Raw genomic sequence first — 19,204 nt, forward strand, 5'->3', positions numbered from 1 at the left:
AATGGTCAGCTTTGGTTCTCATGTGGATTTTTCAATTCCACATATCAAAATTCGTAACTTAAACAAACATTATGCAGTACAAGGTCAAACTGTACACGCACTCAAAAATATTGACCTAGACATCCCGACAGGGAAAGTGTTTGGCATTATTGGCAAAAGTGGTGCAGGTAAATCTTCCCTGCTCCGCACCTTAAATGGTTTAGAAAGTATCAGTGAAGGTCATATCCATATTCATCAGCAAGACTTGGCAGCATTGAACCACGCTGAGCTGATTCAGCTCCGCCAACGCATTGGTATGATTTTCCAGCATTTCAATTTAATGTCTGCCAAAACAGTCTATGAAAATGTTGCACTGCCCCTCAAAGCGGCCAATTATCCTAAACAAAACATCGAACAACGTGTCAATGAAGTTTTACAGTTGGTTGGGCTAAGCGATAAGTCACAGCATTACCCATCACAACTGTCTGGTGGTCAAAAGCAACGCGTGGGCATTGCCCGTGCATTGGTTCACCATCCTGAAATTTTACTCTGTGATGAAGCGACATCTGCGCTCGATCCAGAAAGCACCTCTGTAGTGTTGTCCCTACTCAAAGAGATTAATCAAAAGCTGGGTATCACCATTGTATTGATTACCCATGAAATGCAAGTGATTCGGGAAATCTGCGATCAGGTCATGGTCATTGATGGTGGTGAAATTGTGGAATCAGGCGAAGTTTGGTCGGTGTTCTCTCAACCCCAACAAGGCATTACGCAAGAACTACTAAATCTAGAACAACTCGATTTGCCTTTTCGTTTAAATGCTGAACCTACGCAGCTCGATACACATGCCATTTTCAAAATTCGCTCGACGTCAGATGCGCATCATCCTCCTGACCTAAAACAAATTTTAGAACACTTTCCACAAACTTTGCATTTATATCAAAGTCAGGTCGACACCATCCAGAACCATTTAATAGGAACATTGGTTATTGCTGTTCCTACACAGAACTTAGAAATTCAATCGCTACTACAAAAACTAAAAGCGCATGTGACACATGTAGAGGTACTTGGCTATGCACGACCAACTCATTGATTTATTACTGACAGGCACTATCGACACCTTAATCATGGTCGGCGCATCTGCGTTTTTTGCCTTACTCATTGGTCTGCCAATGGCAGTGGTTCTGGTCAGTACCTCTGAGCATGGCATTTATCCTTCCAAAAGTATTAACCATAGCTTAGGCTGGTTGGTGAATATCACCCGTTCCGTTCCCTTCCTGATTTTGATGGTGGCCCTCATTCCACTCACACGTTGGATTGTAGGCACCAGTTATGGTGTTTGGGCAGCAGTTGTCCCTTTAACCTTAGCAGCAACACCCTTTTTTGCACGAATTGCAGAAGTCAGTTTACGCGAAGTAGATCAAGGGCTGATTGAGGCTGCGCAAGCTATCGGCTGTAACCGTACTCAAATCATTTGGCATGTGTTGTTACCTGAAGCTCTTCCTGGAATTGTCGCAGGTTTTACCGTAACCATTGTGACCATGATTAACTCCTCTGCCATTGCAGGCGCAATTGGTGCTGGCGGTTTAGGCGATATTGCCTATCGTTATGGTTATCAGCGTTTTGATATGCAGATCATGTTGGCCGTGATTGTCGTGCTCGTGATTTTGGTGATGTGTGTGCAAGTGATTGGAGACAATCTGGCAAATCAACTCGATAAAAGGAAGGTTTAATCCCATTTCCTATATAAAGCAGAGACTATACTGTCCACTTAAGTTTTTTAGCCCTCCTTTTTCTGAGGAGGGTGTTTCAATATGAAGTTCACTACCCATTTATAATCGCTTCTGATTTATGACAGCAGTCTAATCAACATTGTTTTTCTTTGAAATTCACATAGAAAATATAGCTCTCAATATACAGATAGAAATGAATAAGCTATAACGTATCTTCAAAGCTAAATAAGAATAACTACCTCAATATGCATCATTCCCCTAAAATTAAAGTACTCGCTTTCGACATCTTTGGAACTGTTGTGGACTGGCATTCTTCAATCGTTCAAGAAGTGAAAAGTCTAGCCTTGAACATTGATGCCAACCAATTTGCATTAGACTGGCGAGCAGGCTATCGACCTGCAATGGATCAGGTTTTGTCAGGTCAGCAGCCGTGGATCTCCATTGATGATATTCACCGTCTCATTTTGGATGAGCTTTTAGTGAAATATCAAATATCCACACTGACCGAAGCTCAAAAAATGGATTTAAATTTTATTTGGCATCGTCTCAACCCTTGGCCAGATACAGTCGCTGCACTCAATCAATTAAAACAAGATTATATTATTTGCACCCTTTCAAATGGCAACATTCGCTTATTCGTCGATCTAGCAAAGTACGCAAAATTGCCTTGGGACACTATTTTCTCTGCTGAAAATTTCAAAGCCTACAAACCTTCTCCCCAAACCTATTTAGGTGTCGCAGACTTACTCAATGTTGTACCGAGTCAAGTGATGATGGTTGCCACCCATCAAGATGACCTTGCCGCAGCGCGTAGCTGTGGACTTCTGACGGCGTATATTGAACGCCCCTTTGAGTATGGTTCAGCTCAATTGAAAGACTCTAGTTCTTGCATAGACAATAATCTACATGCAACTGACCTCTTAAATCTGGTTTCTTTATTAAAAGAAAAGGCTCGTATATAGGGCTTAAATGAGGAAGTTCTGCCCACAACATGATTTACAACTTTGATTCTTCTCGCCTGAGACCTGACTTTGTCATGGCTTTCATGTAAAATCACTGGCAATTTTTATATAACACGTTGTGAGTTATTTCATGGGTTTTAATTGCGGTATTGTCGGCTTGCCGAACGTTGGTAAATCTACACTTTTCAATGCATTGACTAAAGCTGCTATTGCTGCTGAAAACTTCCCATTCTGTACAATTGAACCAAACACAGGCATCGTTCCTGTGCCAGATCCACGTTTAGACAAACTTACCGCGATTGTAAAACCTCAGCGTGTGATTCCAACGACGATGGAATTCGTGGACATTGCAGGTTTAGTTGCGGGTGCATCTAAAGGTGAAGGCTTGGGGAACCAATTTCTTGCAAACATCCGTGAAACGGATGCGATTGCTCACGTTGTACGTTGTTTTGAAGATGAAAACGTCATTCACGTTAACGGTAAAATTGACCCGCTTGATGACATCGCAACTATCAATACGGAACTTGCACTTGCTGACTTAGAAACTGTGACAAAAGCAGTGACTCGTTTAGCAAAATCTGCAAAAGGTGGCGACAAAGAAGCGCTTGCAACCAAAGCGGTTTTAGACAAAATTTTACCTTTACTTGATGAAGGCAAACCTGCTCGTGCAGCTGACCTAGATGATGACGAACGTAAATTGGTTCGTGGTTTTGGATTAATGACTTTAAAACCAACCATGTATATTGCGAACGTTGCAGAAGATGGTTTTGAAAATAACCCGCATTTAGATGCTGTGAAAAAACTTGCAGCTGAAGAAAATGCAATCGTAGTTCCGCTTTGCAACCAAATCGAAGCCGAGATTTCACTGCTTGAAGATGAAGACCGTGCTGAGTTCCTTGAAGCTTTAGGCATGGAAGAGCCAGGTCTAAACGTGGTAATTCGCGCAGGCTACGGTCTTTTAGGTTTACAGACTTACTTCACAGCAGGTGTACAAGAAGTTCGTGCTTGGACCGTTAAAGTGGGTGCAACCGCACCACAAGCGGCCGGCGTGATCCACACTGACTTCGAAAAAGGCTTTATCCGTGCTGAATGTGTTGCTTATAACGACTTCGTTCAATACAACGGTGAAGCAGGCGCGAAAGAAGCAGGTAAATGGCGTTTAGAAGGTAAAACGTACATCGTTCAAGACGGTGATGTTCTACACTTCCGCTTTAACGTATAAGTCGTTCCGAGTATAAAAAAACCCGATACCAATCGGGTTTTTTTATAAGCTTAAATCAAGCTTAAAAATAGCATTAAATAACATATGAGCACCTGATCCGTTTGGATCTCACACAATATTCTAACTTCTATTCTTTTACATTATCGCTAATTTAATCACAGGCACTAATGCCTTCATTGAACAAACGAAAATGAAAAAGATCAGCACATTTATTGCAGCAGGTTTATTCACAACGCTTAGCGCTACAGCATTTGCATGCCCACAAGGAGCAACACTGTCGGGTGGTACAGGTGCAAATCATAAAGGTGGTAAGTGCGTCGCAACCATGAACGTGACGAAACATGATCAGGCAATGAAACAAGCCAAAACGGCCAAACACGATCAAGCCATGAAACAGGATAAAATGGTGAAACATGATTCAATGAAAGCCAATGATGTGACCAATAAATCCCATAAAGATGCTCATGCTTCAAACCCGAATACACCCAAAGCTCAACCAGATATACATAAAGTCGCGAAGACATCTTAAAACAGCATAAAAAAAAGCCAGTGAAATTCACTGGCTTTTTTATCGATAAAATAATTCAGTTAATGTTATGCCACAGATACATGCTTGTTATCCATTGCAGCACGCTGTTTACGCGCTTCATCTAACATGCGTTGTTCAATGTCTTTTCTAAAACCAAGCATAAACACCATTTCCGCCAAAACAAATAGTGGACCAATGGCTAGGCCAATCACATCATCCATAAAGGCTGGTTTTTTCTTCTCATAGAAATGCCCGACAAACTGAAACGCCCAGCCGACAAGAAAAATACCAATACTGAGACTTAACCAAAGCCCCAAATCAAACTGTGCAATTTTATACGCCAATGGATAAGCCATGGCATAGATCACTAGCATGATCACACCAAAAATTCGATCTAAGCTTAAGTAGTAAACAATACTCGCTAATATCAAAACCATCGCCAAGGTAATTTCAAAACTGCCAATAGTCATGCCAGCTCTTGCGGTTAAACACATAATTGAAAACACAATCAGCGGAATCCCCACAAAGTGGGTCACGATATTTTTATGATCAAGATGATAAGCTGCATACTGACTTAATAATTTTTCTAATTTACTCATACTGTATTTCCTTATTGCATGATATTGATCACGATATAGAATAACTTTAAAGGAAAACAGCCCATCAAGTTGTCGTCGACCTGACAAGTTGCTCGATCAATCACGAAAGGACGCGGAATGCTGGAAGTTCAACATCAACAACAGTTACTCAATAACAATTGGTTCGCCAAACTACCACAAGCCTATCAACAGTATATTGTGCAACATGCCAAATATATTGACGTTGCAAAAGACCAAGCTGTTTTTCGCTCTGGGGATTTATTTGATGGCATCTATGCAGTCTTGAATGGTGCCATTCGCTTAGGTCATGTCGACATTGAAGGTAAAGAAGCAGTTGCAGCAATTGCTGAACCGATTATGTGGTTTGGAGAAATTTCATTAATAGATCAGCAACCGCGTTCGCACGATGCGATTGCTATTCAAAAAAGCACCCTGCTCCATCTACCTAAACGCGATGTTGAGGAATTTATCCAAGCCACCCCAGAATTTTGGTTTCATATTGCACAGCTTGCTTCGCAGAAGTTACGTCTCGCCTTTTTAGAACTAATCGCAATCCAAAGTCAAAATATCAGTCAACGACTGGCTCAACGCTTACTGTTTATTTTAAGCGGTTATGGCAACCATCTATCGATTACCAATGATGAAATTCATTTATCACAGGAGCAACTGGCTCAAATGCTGATGTGTTCACGCCAAACGATTAACCAAGAACTTCAAAACTTAGAAAAACAAGGAATACTGGCAATTGCGTTTAAAAAGATTAAGATTTTAGATCCTGCAAAGCTGCATACAATTGCACATAGCTCAGAATAGACAATCAAGTGTGCGCCTTAAGAGTGCAATTCACATAGAAGGAATGTATAGAAATATTGCTACACGGCCTAATGTCTTGGCTATTCGTCTCCCCGGCTTGAGACTGCTGTCACTGTGTTTGACAGATAGCTAATGTAAACATCGCAACAGCTAAATTTTTTAAATTAACCCTCAAAATTCGACTCAATTCCGATATTTTACTGCATTGGGATAATTTACTATTTTTATTATATTATTCATTAAAGCTACAACCATAAAAAAGCGAGTTTTAAAACTCGCTTTTAATCATGCTATATCGGTCTTAGACACCCACTTTTTTAGGGTCAGTATTGCCTAAACTGGGGTTATCAATTGCGCCCCGACATTGTGCTTTATCACGCTCATAATCGCTCTGTTTCTGTGCAACACTCGAAGAACCGTCTAAGGTCTCACGTGCCCACACTTCTAAGCTGGTCAAGGCTTTACGACACAGTGCGTATTTTCCTTCGGTCACTGAGTCTGTCATTTTGACATTAATACGCCAGTCCGTACTGAGTTTACGTGCAGGATGACGGACTTTAGCTTCAATCTGATCCAGTTGCTTGTTATATACCAAGCCATCTACTTCATTAATAAACACCCAAGCACGCTGGGCATATTCCGTCGCGTCATTGGTAATTTTTGGCGCAGCCTTAATTTCTACTTTTTGTTCAGGAGCTTGCTCTGACTGCCCACAAGCTTGCAAAAGTAAACTGCTTACAATTATAGCAGCCAGCCCTAAAGTACGTAATTCGAGCTTCAACATGGTTAAACGCCTCAACAAACAATTGGGCACTATGCTAGTGAATTCAGTTACAATACACAATCAATTTTGACCTATTGATAAAGTCTTCTTCAAGGTGTGTTGTGTCCGAACTTAATCCCACTCCTGCACAAGCTGCTGGCTTTTGGCAAGGGGCTAAGGATAGCCAAGCGATTATCTTTACCTATCTGCCTGTTTCTTTTGCCTTTGGTGTATCTGCAACCCAGTTTGGCTTTAATGCATGGGAGGCTTTATTTTTATCCTGCTCAATGTATGCAGGGGCCAGTCAGTTTTTAGTGGTTGCCCTATTGGGTAGTGGAACATCTATTTGGATGACTGCCCTCACTGTGATTGCCTTAGATATTCGTCACTTACTCTATGGCCCTGCACTACAAAACTTAATTCAAGATAAACTGAACTTAAAGAAAACCGCTATTTGGTCATGGGGGCTAACCGACGAAGTCTTTGCCTCAGGTATGATTAAACTGTCACAACGCCGTCAAGAGTGGTCTGAGTCTTGGATGCTCGGTTTAAGCCTGTTTAGTTGGCTCGCATGGGCTACAGGTTCTTTTCTGGGTGGAATGTTTGCAGACCAAGTCAGTCATTTACCCCAGTTTTTACAAGCCGCTCTAGACTTTCTATTACCAGCACTGTTCTTAAGTTTCTTATTGGCAGCTTTTGAAAAGAAACACACTTTTGTGGTGGCTGTGACCATTCTTGTATCTGCCATTGCCTGCTATTTTATTGACTTATCTGCTGCGATTTTTATTGGTATCAGTTCGGGTATTTTTGCAGGCTTGTTTAAGCACTATGTACTGAAAAAACCAGACCCTGAACATATGGGAGATCAAGCATGAATATCGAAATTATTTTGGTCGGCATTGTAGTGGGTATTGCAAATTTTGCTTCACGCTTTGGCCCATTCTTCGTCATTCAAAAGTTCCAGCAAGGTTCACAAAAGCGCGGTGCTCTATGGTTAAAAATTGCATTGGGTTCGATTGGTATTGCGGCGATTAGTTCAATGCTTGTGGTTGCAACTTTGCCACCACTGTTAGATACACCCAATAAAAGTTTTGCCATGTTAGTCGGCTTCGTCGTATTAGCCGGACTTTATTTCAAGTTTAAGCAAATTGTCCCCGCTACACTCACCGCAGCACTGAGCTATGGTTTGGTTTATACCTATATTCCTATGCCTTTTTAACCCATATCTTGCATCCATCAAAATCTGATTTACTATTTGAAGCGCTCAGCTGTGCAAGACATTTCAAGCTTGATTGGAAAAGTTTATTGAGCATCCTTTTGCATGAAAATTTTGACTTTGGAATGCGCAGCTTTATAAAAAAAATTGTTGGACAATATCATTAATTTATGTGAATGAACCCTGAAGACTTTTAAGAGTTCTGCTATGCTAAAAGCCCATAAAATCAAGCATGGATGATTTACATGAGCGTTACTATTGGTACTCCACTTCAGCCTTCAGCATTTAAAGTTCTGCTATTGGGTTCTGGAGAGCTTGGGAAAGAAGTTGTGATTTCTTTACAACGTTTAGGTGTAGAAGTTCATGCTGCTGACCGTTACGATCATGCTCCTGCAATGCAAGTGGCACACTATGCCTATACCTTAAATATGGCAGATGCGACAGCGCTTAAACAACTCATTCAGGACGTTAAGCCGAATTTAATTGTTCCCGAAATTGAAGCCATTGCGACACAAGTATTGGTTGAAATCGAACAAGAAAATATTGCCACAGTCATCCCCTCTGCAAAAGCGGTCAATTTAACCATGAACCGTGAAGGCATCCGTCGTTTAGCTGCCGAAGAACTGGGCTTACCGACATCGGCTTACCGTTTTGCAGATACTTTAGAATCTTTCCGTGCTGCATGTGATGACATTGGTTATCCAAACTTTGTTAAACCAGTCATGTCCTCTTCTGGTAAAGGCCAATCCCGCGTAAAAGAATTTTCAGAAGTGGATGCTGCGTGGAAATATGCACAAACAGGTGGTCGTGTAAATCAAGGGACTGTCATTGTAGAATCTCAAATTGATTTTGATTTTGAAATTACGCTATTAACAGTACGTTCAAAAAACCCAGAAACAGGTGAAATTGAAACTTCGTACTGCGACCCAATTGGTCACCGCCAAGACGCGGGCGACTATGTTGAAAGCTGGCAGCCTCAAGCCATGTCGCCAGTGGCCCTCGACGAAGCAAAGCGTATTGCCAATAAAGTCACCATCGCATTGGGTGGCTGTGGTATTTTCGGTGTAGAACTCTTTGTCAAAGGCGATAAAGTGTGGTTTAGTGAAGTATCACCACGCCCACATGACACAGGTCTTGTGACGCTTGCCTCTCAGTTCCAAAGTGAATTTGAACTACATGCACGTGCGATTTTGGGTCTACCTGTCAATACAGCACGTCATAGCGTTGCTGCGAGTGCCGTGATCTATGCAGGCGTAGATGATAATAACTTATCTTTTTCTGGCTTAAATCTTGCTTTGGCAAACCCAAATACTGATTTGCGCATTTTTGGAAAACCAGAAGGCTTTACACGTCGCCGTATGGGCGTTGCGACAGCACGTGCTGAAACAACTGACCAAGCGCGTGAACTAGCAGTACAAGCTGCTGGACTGGTTAGCGTTCATCAAAATTAAGCGTTGTTAAAATATACGGATACGGTTCATGATCAATACTTCTCCACTGCTTAACTATGTCAGCAGCAATCACGACATCAAAGCGATTAATCAATGGCGTAGTGATGTCGAAAATCAATTACAAGAAAGTTTTGATCATGGCCAATCCATCCGCGATGTCATTTTAACGCGTTCAAATATGACCGATGAAGCGCTTATTTTCCTATGGAAATATGCAAAACTCGATCAGACAGACTTAAGTTTATTTGCTGTCGGTGGTTACGGTCGCCGAGAGATGCTACCTTACTCAGATGTAGACATCATGATTTTGTCTGAGGATGAGTTTAGCGAAGAACAAGAAAAGCTCATTTCTGTCTTTATTTCCTCACTTTGGGATGTCGGCAATTTCAAGCCCGGCATTAGTGTACGTACCATTGCCAACTGTGTTGAACAAGCAACCTCCGACTTAACTGTTGCTACTGCCCTCATTGAGTCCCGTTTAATTACAGGCAATGAACACTTAGCCAAATGGCCGCGACGCATTGTTTCGCAAACATGGACAGATAAAACCTTCTATGATGCAAAAATGGAAGAACAGGCCAAACGCTATGCACAGCATAACTTTACGGAAAGTAATCTAGAACCCGATATTAAAAACGCGCCGGGTGGCATTCGGGACATTAACCAAATTGGTTGGATTGCTAAACGGCATTTCCGCGTCAACCGTATTTATGACTTGGTGCATTTAGGCTTCATTTCGGAGTTTGAGTTAGGTGTATTAGAAGAAGCCGAAAGCTTCCTCTGGGAAATTCGTCATCACCTACACCGCCTCACTAAACGTGATGAAAACCGTTTACTGTTCGACTATCAACGTGACATTGCCGCAAAGTTTGGCTATGTGCGTGAAGAAGGTAAATCACCGAATTATCCGATTGAACAATTCATGAAGCGTTATTATCGAAGCGCGCAACAAGTCACCACGCTGAATGAAATGCTGTTGGCTTATTTCAATGAATCTGTGATTACCCCACGCCTGCCGAACTATGAGCGTAACATTGAAGAAATCAATGAAAATTTTAAACTGGTCGACGGCAAATTGGCCGTTCAACACCACAAGATTTTCTCTGAGAACCCAAGTGCTATTTTAGAAATTTTCTATATATTGGCTAATCGACCTGAAATTACTGGCATCCGAGCACGTACGCTACGACTGTTAATTTTGGCAGCTAAACGCATTGACCAAAAATATAGAGATAATCCAGCGCATCAAGCCCTCTTTATGGCTATCATTCGCTCACCTCATCGTCTATACGAAACCATGGTAGCAATGAAACGTTATGGCGTTTTAGGTAACTATATTCCTGCATTTGGACAGATTATGGGGTTGATGCAGTATGACTTGTTCCATATCTATACAGTGGATGCACATACTTTATTATTACTGCGCAACTTAAACCGTTTCAAAGAACCTGAGTTTGCCAAAGACTTCCCTGTCGTCAGTTCAGTGTTCCAACGTCTAGCACGTCGTGACATTGTTTATTTGGCTGCCATTTTCCATGATATTGCTAAAGGCCGTGGCGGAGACCATAGTGAGCTAGGTGCAACCGATGCGATTGAATTCTGTCGTAGTCATGGTTTTACCGAGCGTGAATGCAACCTTGTCGCATGGCTTATCCAAAACCATTTACTCATGTCCGTCACTTCTCAAAAGAAAGACATTTCTGACCCCGATGTGGTTAAAGCTTTTGCTGAGAAAATGGGCGACATGGAACATCTCGATTATCTATATACGTTGACAGTTTCGGATATCAATGCCACCAATCCTTCACTTTGGAATACGTGGCGCGCATCTCTCATGCGTCAGCTCTATACCCATGCACGTGACGTGATTCGCTCAGGTTTAGGCCGTCCTGTGGATTATCAAATGCTCATCGAGGACACTAAGTTTTCTGCCAGCGAACAACTGGTCGAAGAGTTTGCACTAGATGATGTCGAAAAAGTCTGGCAAGAACTGGGGGATGAATATTTCCTCAAAGAATCTGCCGATGAAATTGCTTGGCACACACGTGCTATTTTACAACACGGTGACAACCCTGAACCGCTGGTTTTGATGCGTGCACAGCGTAAATTTGCTCAAGATGCGGTACAAATCTTTATTTATACCCAAGATCAGCCCAACCTGTTTGCAACAACGGTTGCTATTCTCGATCGTATGAATTTGGACGTACAAGATGCGCGTATTATTACCGCGACCAAAGCATTTAGCTTAGACACTTATGTCGTGCTTGACCGTTTTGGTACGCTGCTAACCGACCCTGAACGTGAAGCCAAAGTGCTGTCAGCGTTAAAAGATGCATTAGCCAATTCAGATAAATACCCTGGGCTCATGCAACGTCGCATACCACGTCAGCTGCGTCATTTTGACATTGAAAACACCGTTGATATTACGCTGAATGAAGCACTGCAACAAAACATGGTCGAAATTGCAACACTTGACCATCCCGGCTTACTTGCCAAAGTAGGCGGGTTGTTTATGATGCAAGGTTTAGATATTCACTCTGCTAAAATTGCCACCCTAGGTGAGCGTGCCGAAGATATTTTCTTTGTCACCAAAAAAGATGGTCAACCCATGACCGAAACTGAAGCTGAAACTTTTGCTGCACAACTAAAATCAGCCTTAGATGAAGCCTCTAGTCAGGTCTGTGGTCAACATTAACAATACACACTGGTATTTTGTTTCATGAACTCGAGTTTATCCCTTTTACATCCTTATCCTTTTGAAAAGTTGAATAAACTATTTCAGGATATTACTCCCGCAGACTTACCCCTCATTCCATTATCAATTGGTGAGCCTAAGCATCCTGCACCCGAGTTTGTGAAACAAGCCATTATCGATAATTTTCAGCATTTATCGACCTACCCAAACAGTAAAGGTATACCCGAGTTACGCACCAGTATTGCAAACTGGCTAACCCGTCGTTTTCAACTTAATCAGATTAGTGCAGAAAACAATATATTGCCTGTTTCTGGCACCCGTGAAGCAATCTTTTCTTTTGTTCAAGCATTAGTAAATCGTGAAGATGCGCCTTATGTGGTTATGCCTAATCCGTTCTATCAAATTTATGAAGGTGCAGCCTTACTTGCTGGGGCAAAACCTTATTTTGTAAATTGCACCGAAGAAAATGGTTATCTCGGTGACTTTGATGCTGTACCTGCTGAAGTCTGGGAGAAAACTGCCCTATTATTTGTCTGCACACCGGGCAATCCAACTGGTGCGGTGTTATCAAAAGAACAATTCAAAAAATTAATCGCACTGTCAGACCAATATAGTTTTGTGATTGCATCGGATGAATGCTATTCAGAGCTTTGGTTTGATACTGCACCTGTGGGCCTACTCGAAGTTTGTGCTGGAATAGGCCGAGATGACTACAAAAACTGTGTCGTATTCCACTCACTGTCTAAGCGCTCAAACTTACCGGGTATGCGTTCTGGCTTTGTCGCGGGTGATGCAGCATTGCTCAAACCTTATTTACAATACCGTACCTATCATGGTGCGGCGATGCCTGTACAGCACCAATTGGCTTCGATTGCAGCATGGGATGACGAAGCGCATGTTGAAGAAAACCGCGTGCAATATCGTGCAAAATTTGATTTATTTCAAAAGGAGTTAGGCCATATACTGCCCCTACAAAAACCAGATGCAGGCTTTTACTACTGGTTGAAAGTAGATAATGACGAAACTTTTGCAAAAATGCTCATGGAAAAAGCACATGTCAAAGTGCTTCCTGGACGTTATTTGTCACGCGATACTGAGCAAGGCAACCCAGGCGAAAACCATGTGCGTCTTGCGCTAGTTGCAGATCTTGCACAGTGTGAACAAGTCATTGCTCGCCTTAAAGCAATTTTATAAATAAGCTCATCTAAAAAGAAAACCTCCCATAACGGAGGTTTCCTTTTAATCAACTCTAAAAATGAGAGGCCTAATATATGTCCCTTATTTTTAATCATCCAGATATCATGAGCATGTCTGGAACAGGATTACACGCATGTTCTACATATGCAGGAACCAATACCAAAGTACCAGCGTCTATTTGTTGCGTTCCACCAAAGTGGCTAGTGAAAATACTGTTGCCTTGATCCACCGCTCCAATTGAAAATGTCGGATGACTATGGGCTTTATAACAAGTACGAATTGCACACGCCCGACGTGTTTCCACATAAGGCATGCGCGGATCACTCCAAAATTCAACTGAAGTACCTTGCTCTTTCATCACTGACGACACATCAACCGATTATTGTTGTAATGCTTTTTCAATATCTGCCTGAATCGCTTCAGGCTTGGTGGTTGGCGCATATCGATTAATTACTTTGCCATCTTTACCAATCAAGAATTTTGTAAAATTCCACTTAATACCGCTGCCGAGAATCCCTTTGCTGTTATTGGTTAAATAACGGAATATGGCGTGGGCTTCTGGGCCTTTAACATCAACTTTGGAAAACATGGGAAAAGTCACCCCATAGTTTTTCTGACAATACGTTCCTATTTGCTCATTACTTCCCGGATCTTGCCCCCCAAACTGATTACAAGGGAAACCTAACACCTCAAACCCTTGTGCATGATATTGCTCATAAATTTTTTCTAATCCCGCAAATTGTGGTGTAAAACCACATTTACTGGCCGTATTGACGATGAGCAGCACTTCGCCCTCATAGTCAGCAAAGGATTTATTTTTTCCATCTAACAATTCCGCTTCAAACTGATAAATGTTGGTCATGGATAAGTATCCTCATCACTTTTTTCTTGTGTTTCTAGTTCTAATGAAGCCGAGTTTACACAGTAACGTAAACCTGTAGGCTCAGGTCCATCTGTAAAAACATGGCCTAAATGAGCATCACAGTGATGACATACAATTTCAGTACGCACCATGCCATGTGTTGTATCTTGATGCTCTTCTATCACAGTCGTATTGAGTGGCTTATAAAAACTTGGCCAGCCGCAACCACTGTCATATTTATTTTCAGAATTAAATAATGGCGTACCACAGCAACGGCATACATAAGTGCCGGCTTGTTTAGTATTCCAATATTTCCCCGTAAAAGCTGGCTCCGTCCCCTTTTGTCGCGTAATGCGAAATTCGTCAGGTGATAACTCTCTTTGCCATTCTCGGTCTGTTTTATTGAGTTTTCCCATGATTACGTCCCTTTCTATCTTGCTATTTAAAATAGGATAATCCTATATTTACGTGATTCATCTTAAAATTTCTAGTGTTTAGTTCACAATTTACAAAAGACCTATAATTCCAATAAAAGCAAAAAGAAAGCAATTCACAAAAACGGGAAGCAATTTATTTTCTTAAATGCTTTTTTGTGAGCAAATTTAGTGTTAGTCTTATTGACATTCTTGCTCAGGATTAAAAAATGTCGCAAAAAAAGAGCGTTATTTTTAAACATCTACTGCCTGTGATTAAACAATATCAACAGGTGGGATTTACGCATGAAAAAATTGTTGCTTTACTCAGAGACGAACATGATCTCGATTTGGTGACAACTGAAACATTTAAAAGTTATTTATACCGTTATGCAAAAGTGACCTCCACTCTTTCCGAGAACATCAAAATGCCGAACACTCTCCAAACCCCACGCGAAATAAAAAAATCGTCTAAGCTCGAGCATGTATGCTACGACATCCGTGGACCAGTGTTACGAGCGGCCAATGAAATGGAAGAAGCCGGCCATAAGATTATCAAACTCAACATTGGTAACCCTGCGCCGTTTGGTTTTGAAGCTCCTCAAGAAATTATTAATGATGTGGCTTTAAACTTGCCAAATGCAGTGGGCTATACTGACTCAAAAGGGATTTTCCCTGCGCGTAAAGCCATCTGTCAGTACTATCAGCAAAAAGGCATCTTAGATATGCATGTCAATGATGTGTATATCGGCAATGGTGTCTCTGAATTGATCGTGATGGCGATGCAAGGCTTGTTAGATGATGGTGACGAGATGCTCGTGCCAATGCCTGACTATCCCCTTTGGACGGCTGCGGTAAATCTTTCAGGCGGTACAGCTATTCATTATAAATGTGATGAAGAAAACTTTTGGTATCCCGATATTCCGGATATGGAGAGTAAAATCACACCACGTACCCGCGGTATCGTGATTATTAATCCAAACAACCCAACAGGTGCAGTTTATCCACGCCATGTACTTGAGCAAATCGTCGCATTGGCTAAAAAGCACGATTTGATTTTGTTTGCAGATGAAATTTACGACAAAATTGTTTATGACGGTATTGAACATGTTTCTGTCGCTGCATTAGCTGGTGACCAACTCTGTATCTCTTTCAATGGCTTATCTAAAGCATACCGTATTGCGGGTTACCGTTCAGGCTGGATGGCCATCACAGGCGATAAGTCGCGTGCAGTCGACTATATTGAAGGTTTAGATATGCTGGCTTCTATGCGTTTGTGTGCCAACCACCAAGCACAGTATGCCATTCAAACTGCTTTAGGCGGCTACCAGTCAATCAATGATTTAATTCGTCCAGGCGGTCGTTTATACGAACAGCGTAATATTGCTTGGCAAATGTTGAATGACATTCCAGGCGTATCGTGTGTTAAGCCTGAAGGTGCAATGTATTGCTTCCCGAAATTGGACCCAGAAATCTATCCAATTCAAGATGATGAAAAACTGATGCTTGATCTACTTCGTGCGGAAAAAGTACTTCTGGTTCAAGGCACAGGCTTTAACTGGCCAACACCAGATCATTTCCGCGTAGTGTTCTTACCTGCTGAAAATGAACTACGTGAAGCCATTACCCGAGTAGGTCGTTTCCTTGCGAAAATGCGCTAATTGATCACTTTAAAAAACCGTACTTTATGTACGGTTTTTTTATTTACAAAACTGTAATACTTCGCTTTTTAAGTTTGGCATAAGTTTAAATTAAGCAGCCACATTGCTGTGATTCCATGTACATGATGGGGAGTCGCTTATGGGGACAATTGCGGTAACATCTTGGAAATACAACGCTTCCACACGCTATTTAAAAATTTTCTATGCCGATGGTTCAGGCGAGCTCTACCACCCTGTGCCTGAATTTATTTATAACAACTTAGTTCGATGTAATAATAAAACAGCCTTTGTTCATAAATATTTAGAATATGATTTGCACTTTACGCGCTTAAGTATTCATTAATTTTTGAATCTCAAACAATCAGGATTTATCCTGATTGTTTTTCATGATCCCATGTCACCACCAACAAGCCCGCACCAATCGCTAATGTAGACAGGTTAAACTGCTCGTCCTGCTGAATAATCGCGATGAAGTCCGTGACTTGATCTGCATGCGATAAAACATTATCAACCACCAAAACTCCGCGTGAAACACACATTAGTCGTTTCAAATCTGACCAATAGTCGACATAAGCATCACGCTCAGCATCTAGCAATATAAAATCAAAGATGGCTTGTGACTGCTTCAAATATTCAGCTGCGTCACCCACCCAAAACTCAACGCCATTGGATAAATTGAAATCTGCAAGATGAGCAGCGGCTTGTTGACTTCTCTCAGCATCAATTTCTAAAGTGGTTAATCGAGCATTAACTTGTTGCGCTGCATAAGCCAACCATAAGGTTGAGTAACCTGTTGATGTACCTATTTCTAATATCTGCTTAGGCTGTTGAATATGAACCAGTTGCGCCAAAAACTGTGCAGACTCAGGCTCAATATTGCGAAAGCGCGCAATGCGATCTGCTTGCGTACTGTCATGTTCTTGAAAGCGATGATATAAGGCCGATACTTTACTCAAAAATTCTGCATGCATCATCCAATCCCCCTCTACTTTACTTAGCGTTGTTTATACTTCTTGAATCAGTTTAAAGCGCTCAACTTCACGATCATCTTCTAGCATTACCGTTTCAGTAAACATGGCAAGTGGACGTACCCAAATCGAGTAATCCCCATATAAACACTGATAAACCACCAGTTTTTCTTCGGTTTCACTATGCGTCGCTACATGTAAAACTTGATACAGTTGCCCTTTATAATGCTGATAGATACCGCGCTGTAATTGCATCACTTGCTTCCCTATTTTTTAACTGTCTTGATCATACCTAATTTATACGGCTTAAACTGTAAATCACTTGAAAAATCATTTAAATCCCCCATATAGCTTTATGAAATGATTGAAGAAAATATCTTTAAATCTATAAAACCGATTACTAAAATAAAAACAAACTGTTTTATCTATTTTTAGATTTACTCTATGATTCTTCTATCAAATAAATTTATAGACTGCTTTGGAGAGCTTAACCATGTTAGATCAAAATACTTCAGCTCAATTAAAAACACTTCTTGAACGCCTTGAAGGTCCGATTGAATTGGTTGCGACTTTGAACGGTTCTGAGAAATCAGACAAAATCAAAGAATTGGTTGAAGAAGTTGCAGCACTGTCTCCACTGGTGACTGCACGTTTTGATGGTCAAAACTCACGTGCACCCAGCTTCGGTGTGGCAAAAGCTGGTGAAGAGCCACGTGTCTTCTTTGCGGGTTTACCGATGGGGCATGAGTTTACCTCTTTGATCTTGGCATTGTTACAGACCTCAGGTTATGCACCCAAAGTATCGGATGAAGTTTTAGCTTCAATCAAAGGTTTAGGCATCCAGTCTGACTTTGATGTATTTGTCTCTTTAAGCTGTCATAACTGTCCAGACGTGGTGCAAGCCTTAAATCTGATTGCCATTTACAATCCAGGCACGACAGCCACCATGATTGATGGTGCATTCTTCCAAGACGAAGTTGAAGAACGCAAAATCATGGCTGTACCGATGGTGTTCCAAGACAACAACCATATCGGTCAAGGCCGTATGACCTTGGAAGAGATTGTTGCCAAACTGGATACCAATTCTGCGGCCAAAGAAGCTGAAAAACTCAATGCCAAAGAGGCTTTTGATGTTTTAGTGGTTGGTGGTGGTCCTGCGGGAAATACCTCTGCCATTTATGCCGCACGTAAAGGCATTAAAACCGGGATTGTGGCTGAACGTATGGGTGGTCAAGTCATGGATACCATGGACATTGAAAACTATACCTCGATTCAAAAGACTCAAGGGCCGAAGTTTGCTGCTGAAATGGAAGCACATGTACGTGAGTACGGTGTGGACATCATGAACTTACAACGTGTTTCTAACATCAAAGGTGCAGATGAGACAGCGAATGGCTTGGTTGAAGTCACTTTAGAAAATGGTGCGAAGCTTGAATCTAAAACAGTAATTCTTTCAACAGGCGCACGTTGGAGAGAAATGAATGTGCCGGGCGAAGCAGAATACCGTACTCGTGGTGTTGCTTACTGTCCACACTGTGATGGCCCACTGTTTAAAGGCAAACGTGTTGCCGTAATTGGCGGAGGTAACTCAGGTGTCGAAGCTGCGATTGATCTTGCGGGGATTGTTGAACATGTGAATTTGGTTGAGTTTGATAGCAAATTACGTGCTGACCAAGTGTTGCAAGACAAATTGCATAGCTTACCTAATACCACAGTGATCCTAAATGCACTCTCGACTGAAGTTGTGGGTGATGGTAAGCAAGTGACAGCATTGAAATATAAAGATCGTGCAACTGATGTAGAACATACGGTAGAGCTTGCAGGGATCTTTGTGCAAATTGGTTTATTGCCAAACACTGATTTTCTCAAAGAAACAGCAGTTGAGCTTTCAAACCGTGGTGAGATTGTGATTAACGATCGCAACGAAACCAATGTCAAAGGTGTATTTGCCGCAGGTGACTGTACGACAGTACCTTACAAGCAAATCATCATTGCCACAGGTGAAGGCGCGAAAGCCGCTCTGTCTGCTTTTGATTATATTATTCGTTCTGGCGTGTAATCCTCTCAGACGCTTCTCTGCTAAAGGCTTATAGGCAACTCAGCTTATAAGCCTTTTTATCACGCTGTTTTTTATAAAAAAT

Annotated in this window: 20 protein-coding genes and 1 pseudogene; 14 read left to right on the forward strand and 7 right to left on the reverse strand. The window is 41.6% G+C overall.

The window, feature by feature from the left end; genetic code table 11:
- Window position 1 precedes the first annotated feature (1 nt).
- From AC4CUZ_RS14330 to AC4CUZ_RS14350, 5 genes are all read left to right on the forward strand, one after another.
- Entirely contained in the window at window positions 2-1,072 is a 1,071-nt protein-coding gene (locus AC4CUZ_RS14330; RefSeq protein ID WP_490747849.1) for a methionine ABC transporter ATP-binding protein, read from the forward strand.
- On the forward strand, window positions 1,053-1,712 hold the full coding sequence (locus AC4CUZ_RS14335) for a methionine ABC transporter permease (protein ID WP_005399601.1): 660 nt from the start codon (window positions 1,053-1,055) through the stop codon (window positions 1,710-1,712). The genes AC4CUZ_RS14330 and AC4CUZ_RS14335 overlap by 20 nt, the downstream gene beginning before the upstream one ends.
- Window positions 1,713-1,957: 245 nt before the next feature.
- On the forward strand, window positions 1,958-2,674 hold the full coding sequence (locus AC4CUZ_RS14340; protein ID WP_490747850.1) for a haloacid dehalogenase type II: 717 nt from the start codon (window positions 1,958-1,960) through the stop codon (window positions 2,672-2,674).
- A 130-nt stretch (window positions 2,675-2,804) separates the two neighbouring features.
- Window positions 2,805-3,896 carry a redox-regulated ATPase YchF gene (ychF, locus tag AC4CUZ_RS14345; RefSeq protein WP_004693442.1) on the forward strand — a complete coding sequence of 364 codons (1,092 nt, stop codon included), beginning with the start codon at window positions 2,805-2,807 and terminating at the stop codon, window positions 3,894-3,896.
- Window positions 3,897-4,086: 190 nt separating this feature from the next.
- Entirely contained in the window at window positions 4,087-4,425 is a 339-nt protein-coding gene (locus tag AC4CUZ_RS14350) for a hypothetical protein (RefSeq protein ID WP_078426512.1), read from the forward strand.
- 65 nt (window positions 4,426-4,490) lie between these two features.
- Here AC4CUZ_RS14350 and AC4CUZ_RS14355 read toward each other — a convergent pair whose 3' ends face one another.
- A complete protein-coding gene (locus tag AC4CUZ_RS14355; protein WP_490747851.1) occupies window positions 4,491-5,024 on the reverse strand; it encodes an Mpo1 family 2-hydroxy fatty acid dioxygenase in 534 nt (177 codons plus the stop codon).
- Window positions 5,025-5,141: 117 nt separating this feature from the next.
- Between AC4CUZ_RS14355 and AC4CUZ_RS14360 the strand changes: the two genes are divergently transcribed.
- Window positions 5,142-5,837 carry a Crp/Fnr family transcriptional regulator gene (locus AC4CUZ_RS14360; protein WP_490747852.1) on the forward strand — a complete coding sequence of 232 codons (696 nt, stop codon included), beginning with the start codon at window positions 5,142-5,144 and terminating at the stop codon, window positions 5,835-5,837.
- A gap of 301 nt (window positions 5,838-6,138) precedes the next feature.
- Here AC4CUZ_RS14360 and AC4CUZ_RS14365 read toward each other — a convergent pair whose 3' ends face one another.
- A complete protein-coding gene (locus AC4CUZ_RS14365) occupies window positions 6,139-6,621 on the reverse strand; it encodes a hypothetical protein (RefSeq protein WP_004980102.1) in 483 nt (160 codons plus the stop codon).
- 101 nt (window positions 6,622-6,722) lie between these two features.
- On the opposite strand from AC4CUZ_RS14365, the gene AC4CUZ_RS14370 reads away from it, so the two are divergent.
- The 5 genes from AC4CUZ_RS14370 (at window position 6,723) to dapC (ending at window position 13,156) form a co-directional block, all read left to right on the forward strand.
- Entirely contained in the window at window positions 6,723-7,475 is a 753-nt protein-coding gene (locus AC4CUZ_RS14370; RefSeq protein WP_004980104.1) for an AzlC family ABC transporter permease, read from the forward strand.
- Window positions 7,472-7,819 (forward strand): L-valine transporter subunit YgaH, encoded by a 348-nt coding sequence (gene ygaH / locus AC4CUZ_RS14375; RefSeq protein ID WP_005399608.1) that lies wholly within the window; start codon window positions 7,472-7,474, stop codon window positions 7,817-7,819. Before AC4CUZ_RS14370 ends, ygaH begins: the two co-directional genes overlap by 4 nt.
- Before the next feature lie 233 nt (window positions 7,820-8,052).
- On the forward strand, window positions 8,053-9,267 hold the full coding sequence (gene purT / locus AC4CUZ_RS14380) for a formate-dependent phosphoribosylglycinamide formyltransferase (RefSeq protein ID WP_171054205.1): 1,215 nt from the start codon (window positions 8,053-8,055) through the stop codon (window positions 9,265-9,267).
- A 28-nt stretch (window positions 9,268-9,295) separates the two neighbouring features.
- Window positions 9,296-11,962 carry a [protein-PII] uridylyltransferase gene (gene glnD, locus AC4CUZ_RS14385; protein ID WP_159128266.1) on the forward strand — a complete coding sequence of 889 codons (2,667 nt, stop codon included), beginning with the start codon at window positions 9,296-9,298 and terminating at the stop codon, window positions 11,960-11,962.
- Between the two features lie 24 nt (window positions 11,963-11,986).
- The gene (gene dapC, locus AC4CUZ_RS14390; RefSeq protein ID WP_490747853.1) at window positions 11,987-13,156 is read left to right on the forward strand and encodes a succinyldiaminopimelate transaminase; all 1,170 of its coding nucleotides are present in this window, start codon (window positions 11,987-11,989) and stop codon (window positions 13,154-13,156) included.
- A 115-nt stretch (window positions 13,157-13,271) separates the two neighbouring features.
- Here dapC and AC4CUZ_RS14395 read toward each other — a convergent pair.
- From AC4CUZ_RS14395 to msrB, 3 genes and pseudogenes are all read right to left on the reverse strand, one after another.
- A pseudogene (locus tag AC4CUZ_RS14395) lies at window positions 13,272-13,517 on the reverse strand (AraC family ligand binding domain-containing protein); the annotation flags it as partial.
- A 21-nt stretch (window positions 13,518-13,538) separates the two neighbouring features.
- Window positions 13,539-14,021, reverse strand: coding sequence for a glutathione peroxidase (locus AC4CUZ_RS14400; protein WP_004980122.1), 483 nt, complete (start codon window positions 14,019-14,021; stop codon window positions 13,539-13,541).
- Window positions 14,018-14,437 carry a peptide-methionine (R)-S-oxide reductase MsrB gene (gene msrB, locus AC4CUZ_RS14405; protein WP_005399615.1) on the reverse strand — a complete coding sequence of 140 codons (420 nt, stop codon included), beginning with the start codon at window positions 14,435-14,437 and terminating at the stop codon, window positions 14,018-14,020. Before msrB ends, AC4CUZ_RS14400 begins: the two co-directional genes overlap by 4 nt.
- A 227-nt stretch (window positions 14,438-14,664) precedes the next feature.
- On the opposite strand from msrB, the gene AC4CUZ_RS14410 reads away from it, so the two are divergent.
- Entirely contained in the window at window positions 14,665-16,095 is a 1,431-nt protein-coding gene (locus AC4CUZ_RS14410) for a pyridoxal phosphate-dependent aminotransferase (RefSeq protein WP_490747854.1), read from the forward strand.
- A gap of 139 nt (window positions 16,096-16,234) precedes the next feature.
- A complete protein-coding gene (locus AC4CUZ_RS14415; protein ID WP_004980128.1) occupies window positions 16,235-16,438 on the forward strand; it encodes a KTSC domain-containing protein in 204 nt (67 codons plus the stop codon).
- A gap of 25 nt (window positions 16,439-16,463) precedes the next feature.
- Here AC4CUZ_RS14415 and AC4CUZ_RS14420 read toward each other — a convergent pair whose 3' ends face one another.
- Together AC4CUZ_RS14420 and AC4CUZ_RS14425 are read right to left on the reverse strand one after the other, a co-directional pair.
- On the reverse strand, window positions 16,464-17,069 hold the full coding sequence (locus AC4CUZ_RS14420; RefSeq protein ID WP_078426502.1) for an O-methyltransferase: 606 nt from the start codon (window positions 17,067-17,069) through the stop codon (window positions 16,464-16,466).
- A gap of 30 nt (window positions 17,070-17,099) precedes the next feature.
- Window positions 17,100-17,318, reverse strand: coding sequence for a DUF1653 domain-containing protein (locus tag AC4CUZ_RS14425; protein WP_004693482.1), 219 nt, complete (start codon window positions 17,316-17,318; stop codon window positions 17,100-17,102).
- A 238-nt stretch (window positions 17,319-17,556) separates the two neighbouring features.
- Between AC4CUZ_RS14425 and ahpF the strand changes: the two genes are divergently transcribed.
- Window positions 17,557-19,122 (forward strand): alkyl hydroperoxide reductase subunit F, encoded by a 1,566-nt coding sequence (gene ahpF / locus AC4CUZ_RS14430; RefSeq protein WP_490747855.1) that lies wholly within the window; start codon window positions 17,557-17,559, stop codon window positions 19,120-19,122.
- The last annotated feature ends 82 nt before the right edge of the window (window positions 19,123-19,204 follow it).

The organism is Acinetobacter sp. 789_lipA (assembly GCF_058242845.1).

Excerpts from the sequence above, each read along its gene's own strand:
- AC4CUZ_RS14330 (WP_490747849.1), top strand. The coding sequence starts at position 2 with ATGGTCAGCTTTGGTTCTCATGTGGATTTTTCAATTCCACATATCAAA.
- AC4CUZ_RS14335 (WP_005399601.1), top strand. The coding sequence starts at position 1,053 with ATGCACGACCAACTCATTGATTTATTACTGACAGGCACTATCGACACC.
- AC4CUZ_RS14340 (WP_490747850.1), top strand. The coding sequence starts at position 1,958 with ATGCATCATTCCCCTAAAATTAAAGTACTCGCTTTCGACATCTTTGGA.
- ychF (WP_004693442.1), top strand. The coding sequence starts at position 2,805 with ATGGGTTTTAATTGCGGTATTGTCGGCTTGCCGAACGTTGGTAAATCT.
- AC4CUZ_RS14350 (WP_078426512.1), top strand. The coding sequence starts at position 4,087 with ATGAAAAAGATCAGCACATTTATTGCAGCAGGTTTATTCACAACGCTT.
- AC4CUZ_RS14355 (WP_490747851.1), bottom strand. The coding sequence starts at position 5,024 with ATGAGTAAATTAGAAAAATTATTAAGTCAGTATGCAGCTTATCATCTT.
- AC4CUZ_RS14360 (WP_490747852.1), top strand. The coding sequence starts at position 5,142 with ATGCTGGAAGTTCAACATCAACAACAGTTACTCAATAACAATTGGTTC.
- AC4CUZ_RS14365 (WP_004980102.1), bottom strand. The coding sequence starts at position 6,621 with ATGTTGAAGCTCGAATTACGTACTTTAGGGCTGGCTGCTATAATTGTA.
- ygaH (WP_005399608.1), top strand. The coding sequence starts at position 7,472 with ATGAATATCGAAATTATTTTGGTCGGCATTGTAGTGGGTATTGCAAAT.
- purT (WP_171054205.1), top strand. The coding sequence starts at position 8,053 with ATGATTTACATGAGCGTTACTATTGGTACTCCACTTCAGCCTTCAGCA.
- glnD (WP_159128266.1), top strand. The coding sequence starts at position 9,296 with ATGATCAATACTTCTCCACTGCTTAACTATGTCAGCAGCAATCACGAC.
- dapC (WP_490747853.1), top strand. The coding sequence starts at position 11,987 with ATGAACTCGAGTTTATCCCTTTTACATCCTTATCCTTTTGAAAAGTTG.
- AC4CUZ_RS14400 (WP_004980122.1), bottom strand. The coding sequence starts at position 14,021 with ATGACCAACATTTATCAGTTTGAAGCGGAATTGTTAGATGGAAAAAAT.
- msrB (WP_005399615.1), bottom strand. The coding sequence starts at position 14,437 with ATGGGAAAACTCAATAAAACAGACCGAGAATGGCAAAGAGAGTTATCA.
- AC4CUZ_RS14410 (WP_490747854.1), top strand. The coding sequence starts at position 14,665 with ATGTCGCAAAAAAAGAGCGTTATTTTTAAACATCTACTGCCTGTGATT.
- AC4CUZ_RS14415 (WP_004980128.1), top strand. The coding sequence starts at position 16,235 with ATGGGGACAATTGCGGTAACATCTTGGAAATACAACGCTTCCACACGC.
- AC4CUZ_RS14420 (WP_078426502.1), bottom strand. The coding sequence starts at position 17,069 with ATGATGCATGCAGAATTTTTGAGTAAAGTATCGGCCTTATATCATCGC.
- AC4CUZ_RS14425 (WP_004693482.1), bottom strand. The coding sequence starts at position 17,318 with ATGCAATTACAGCGCGGTATCTATCAGCATTATAAAGGGCAACTGTAT.
- ahpF (WP_490747855.1), top strand. The coding sequence starts at position 17,557 with ATGTTAGATCAAAATACTTCAGCTCAATTAAAAACACTTCTTGAACGC.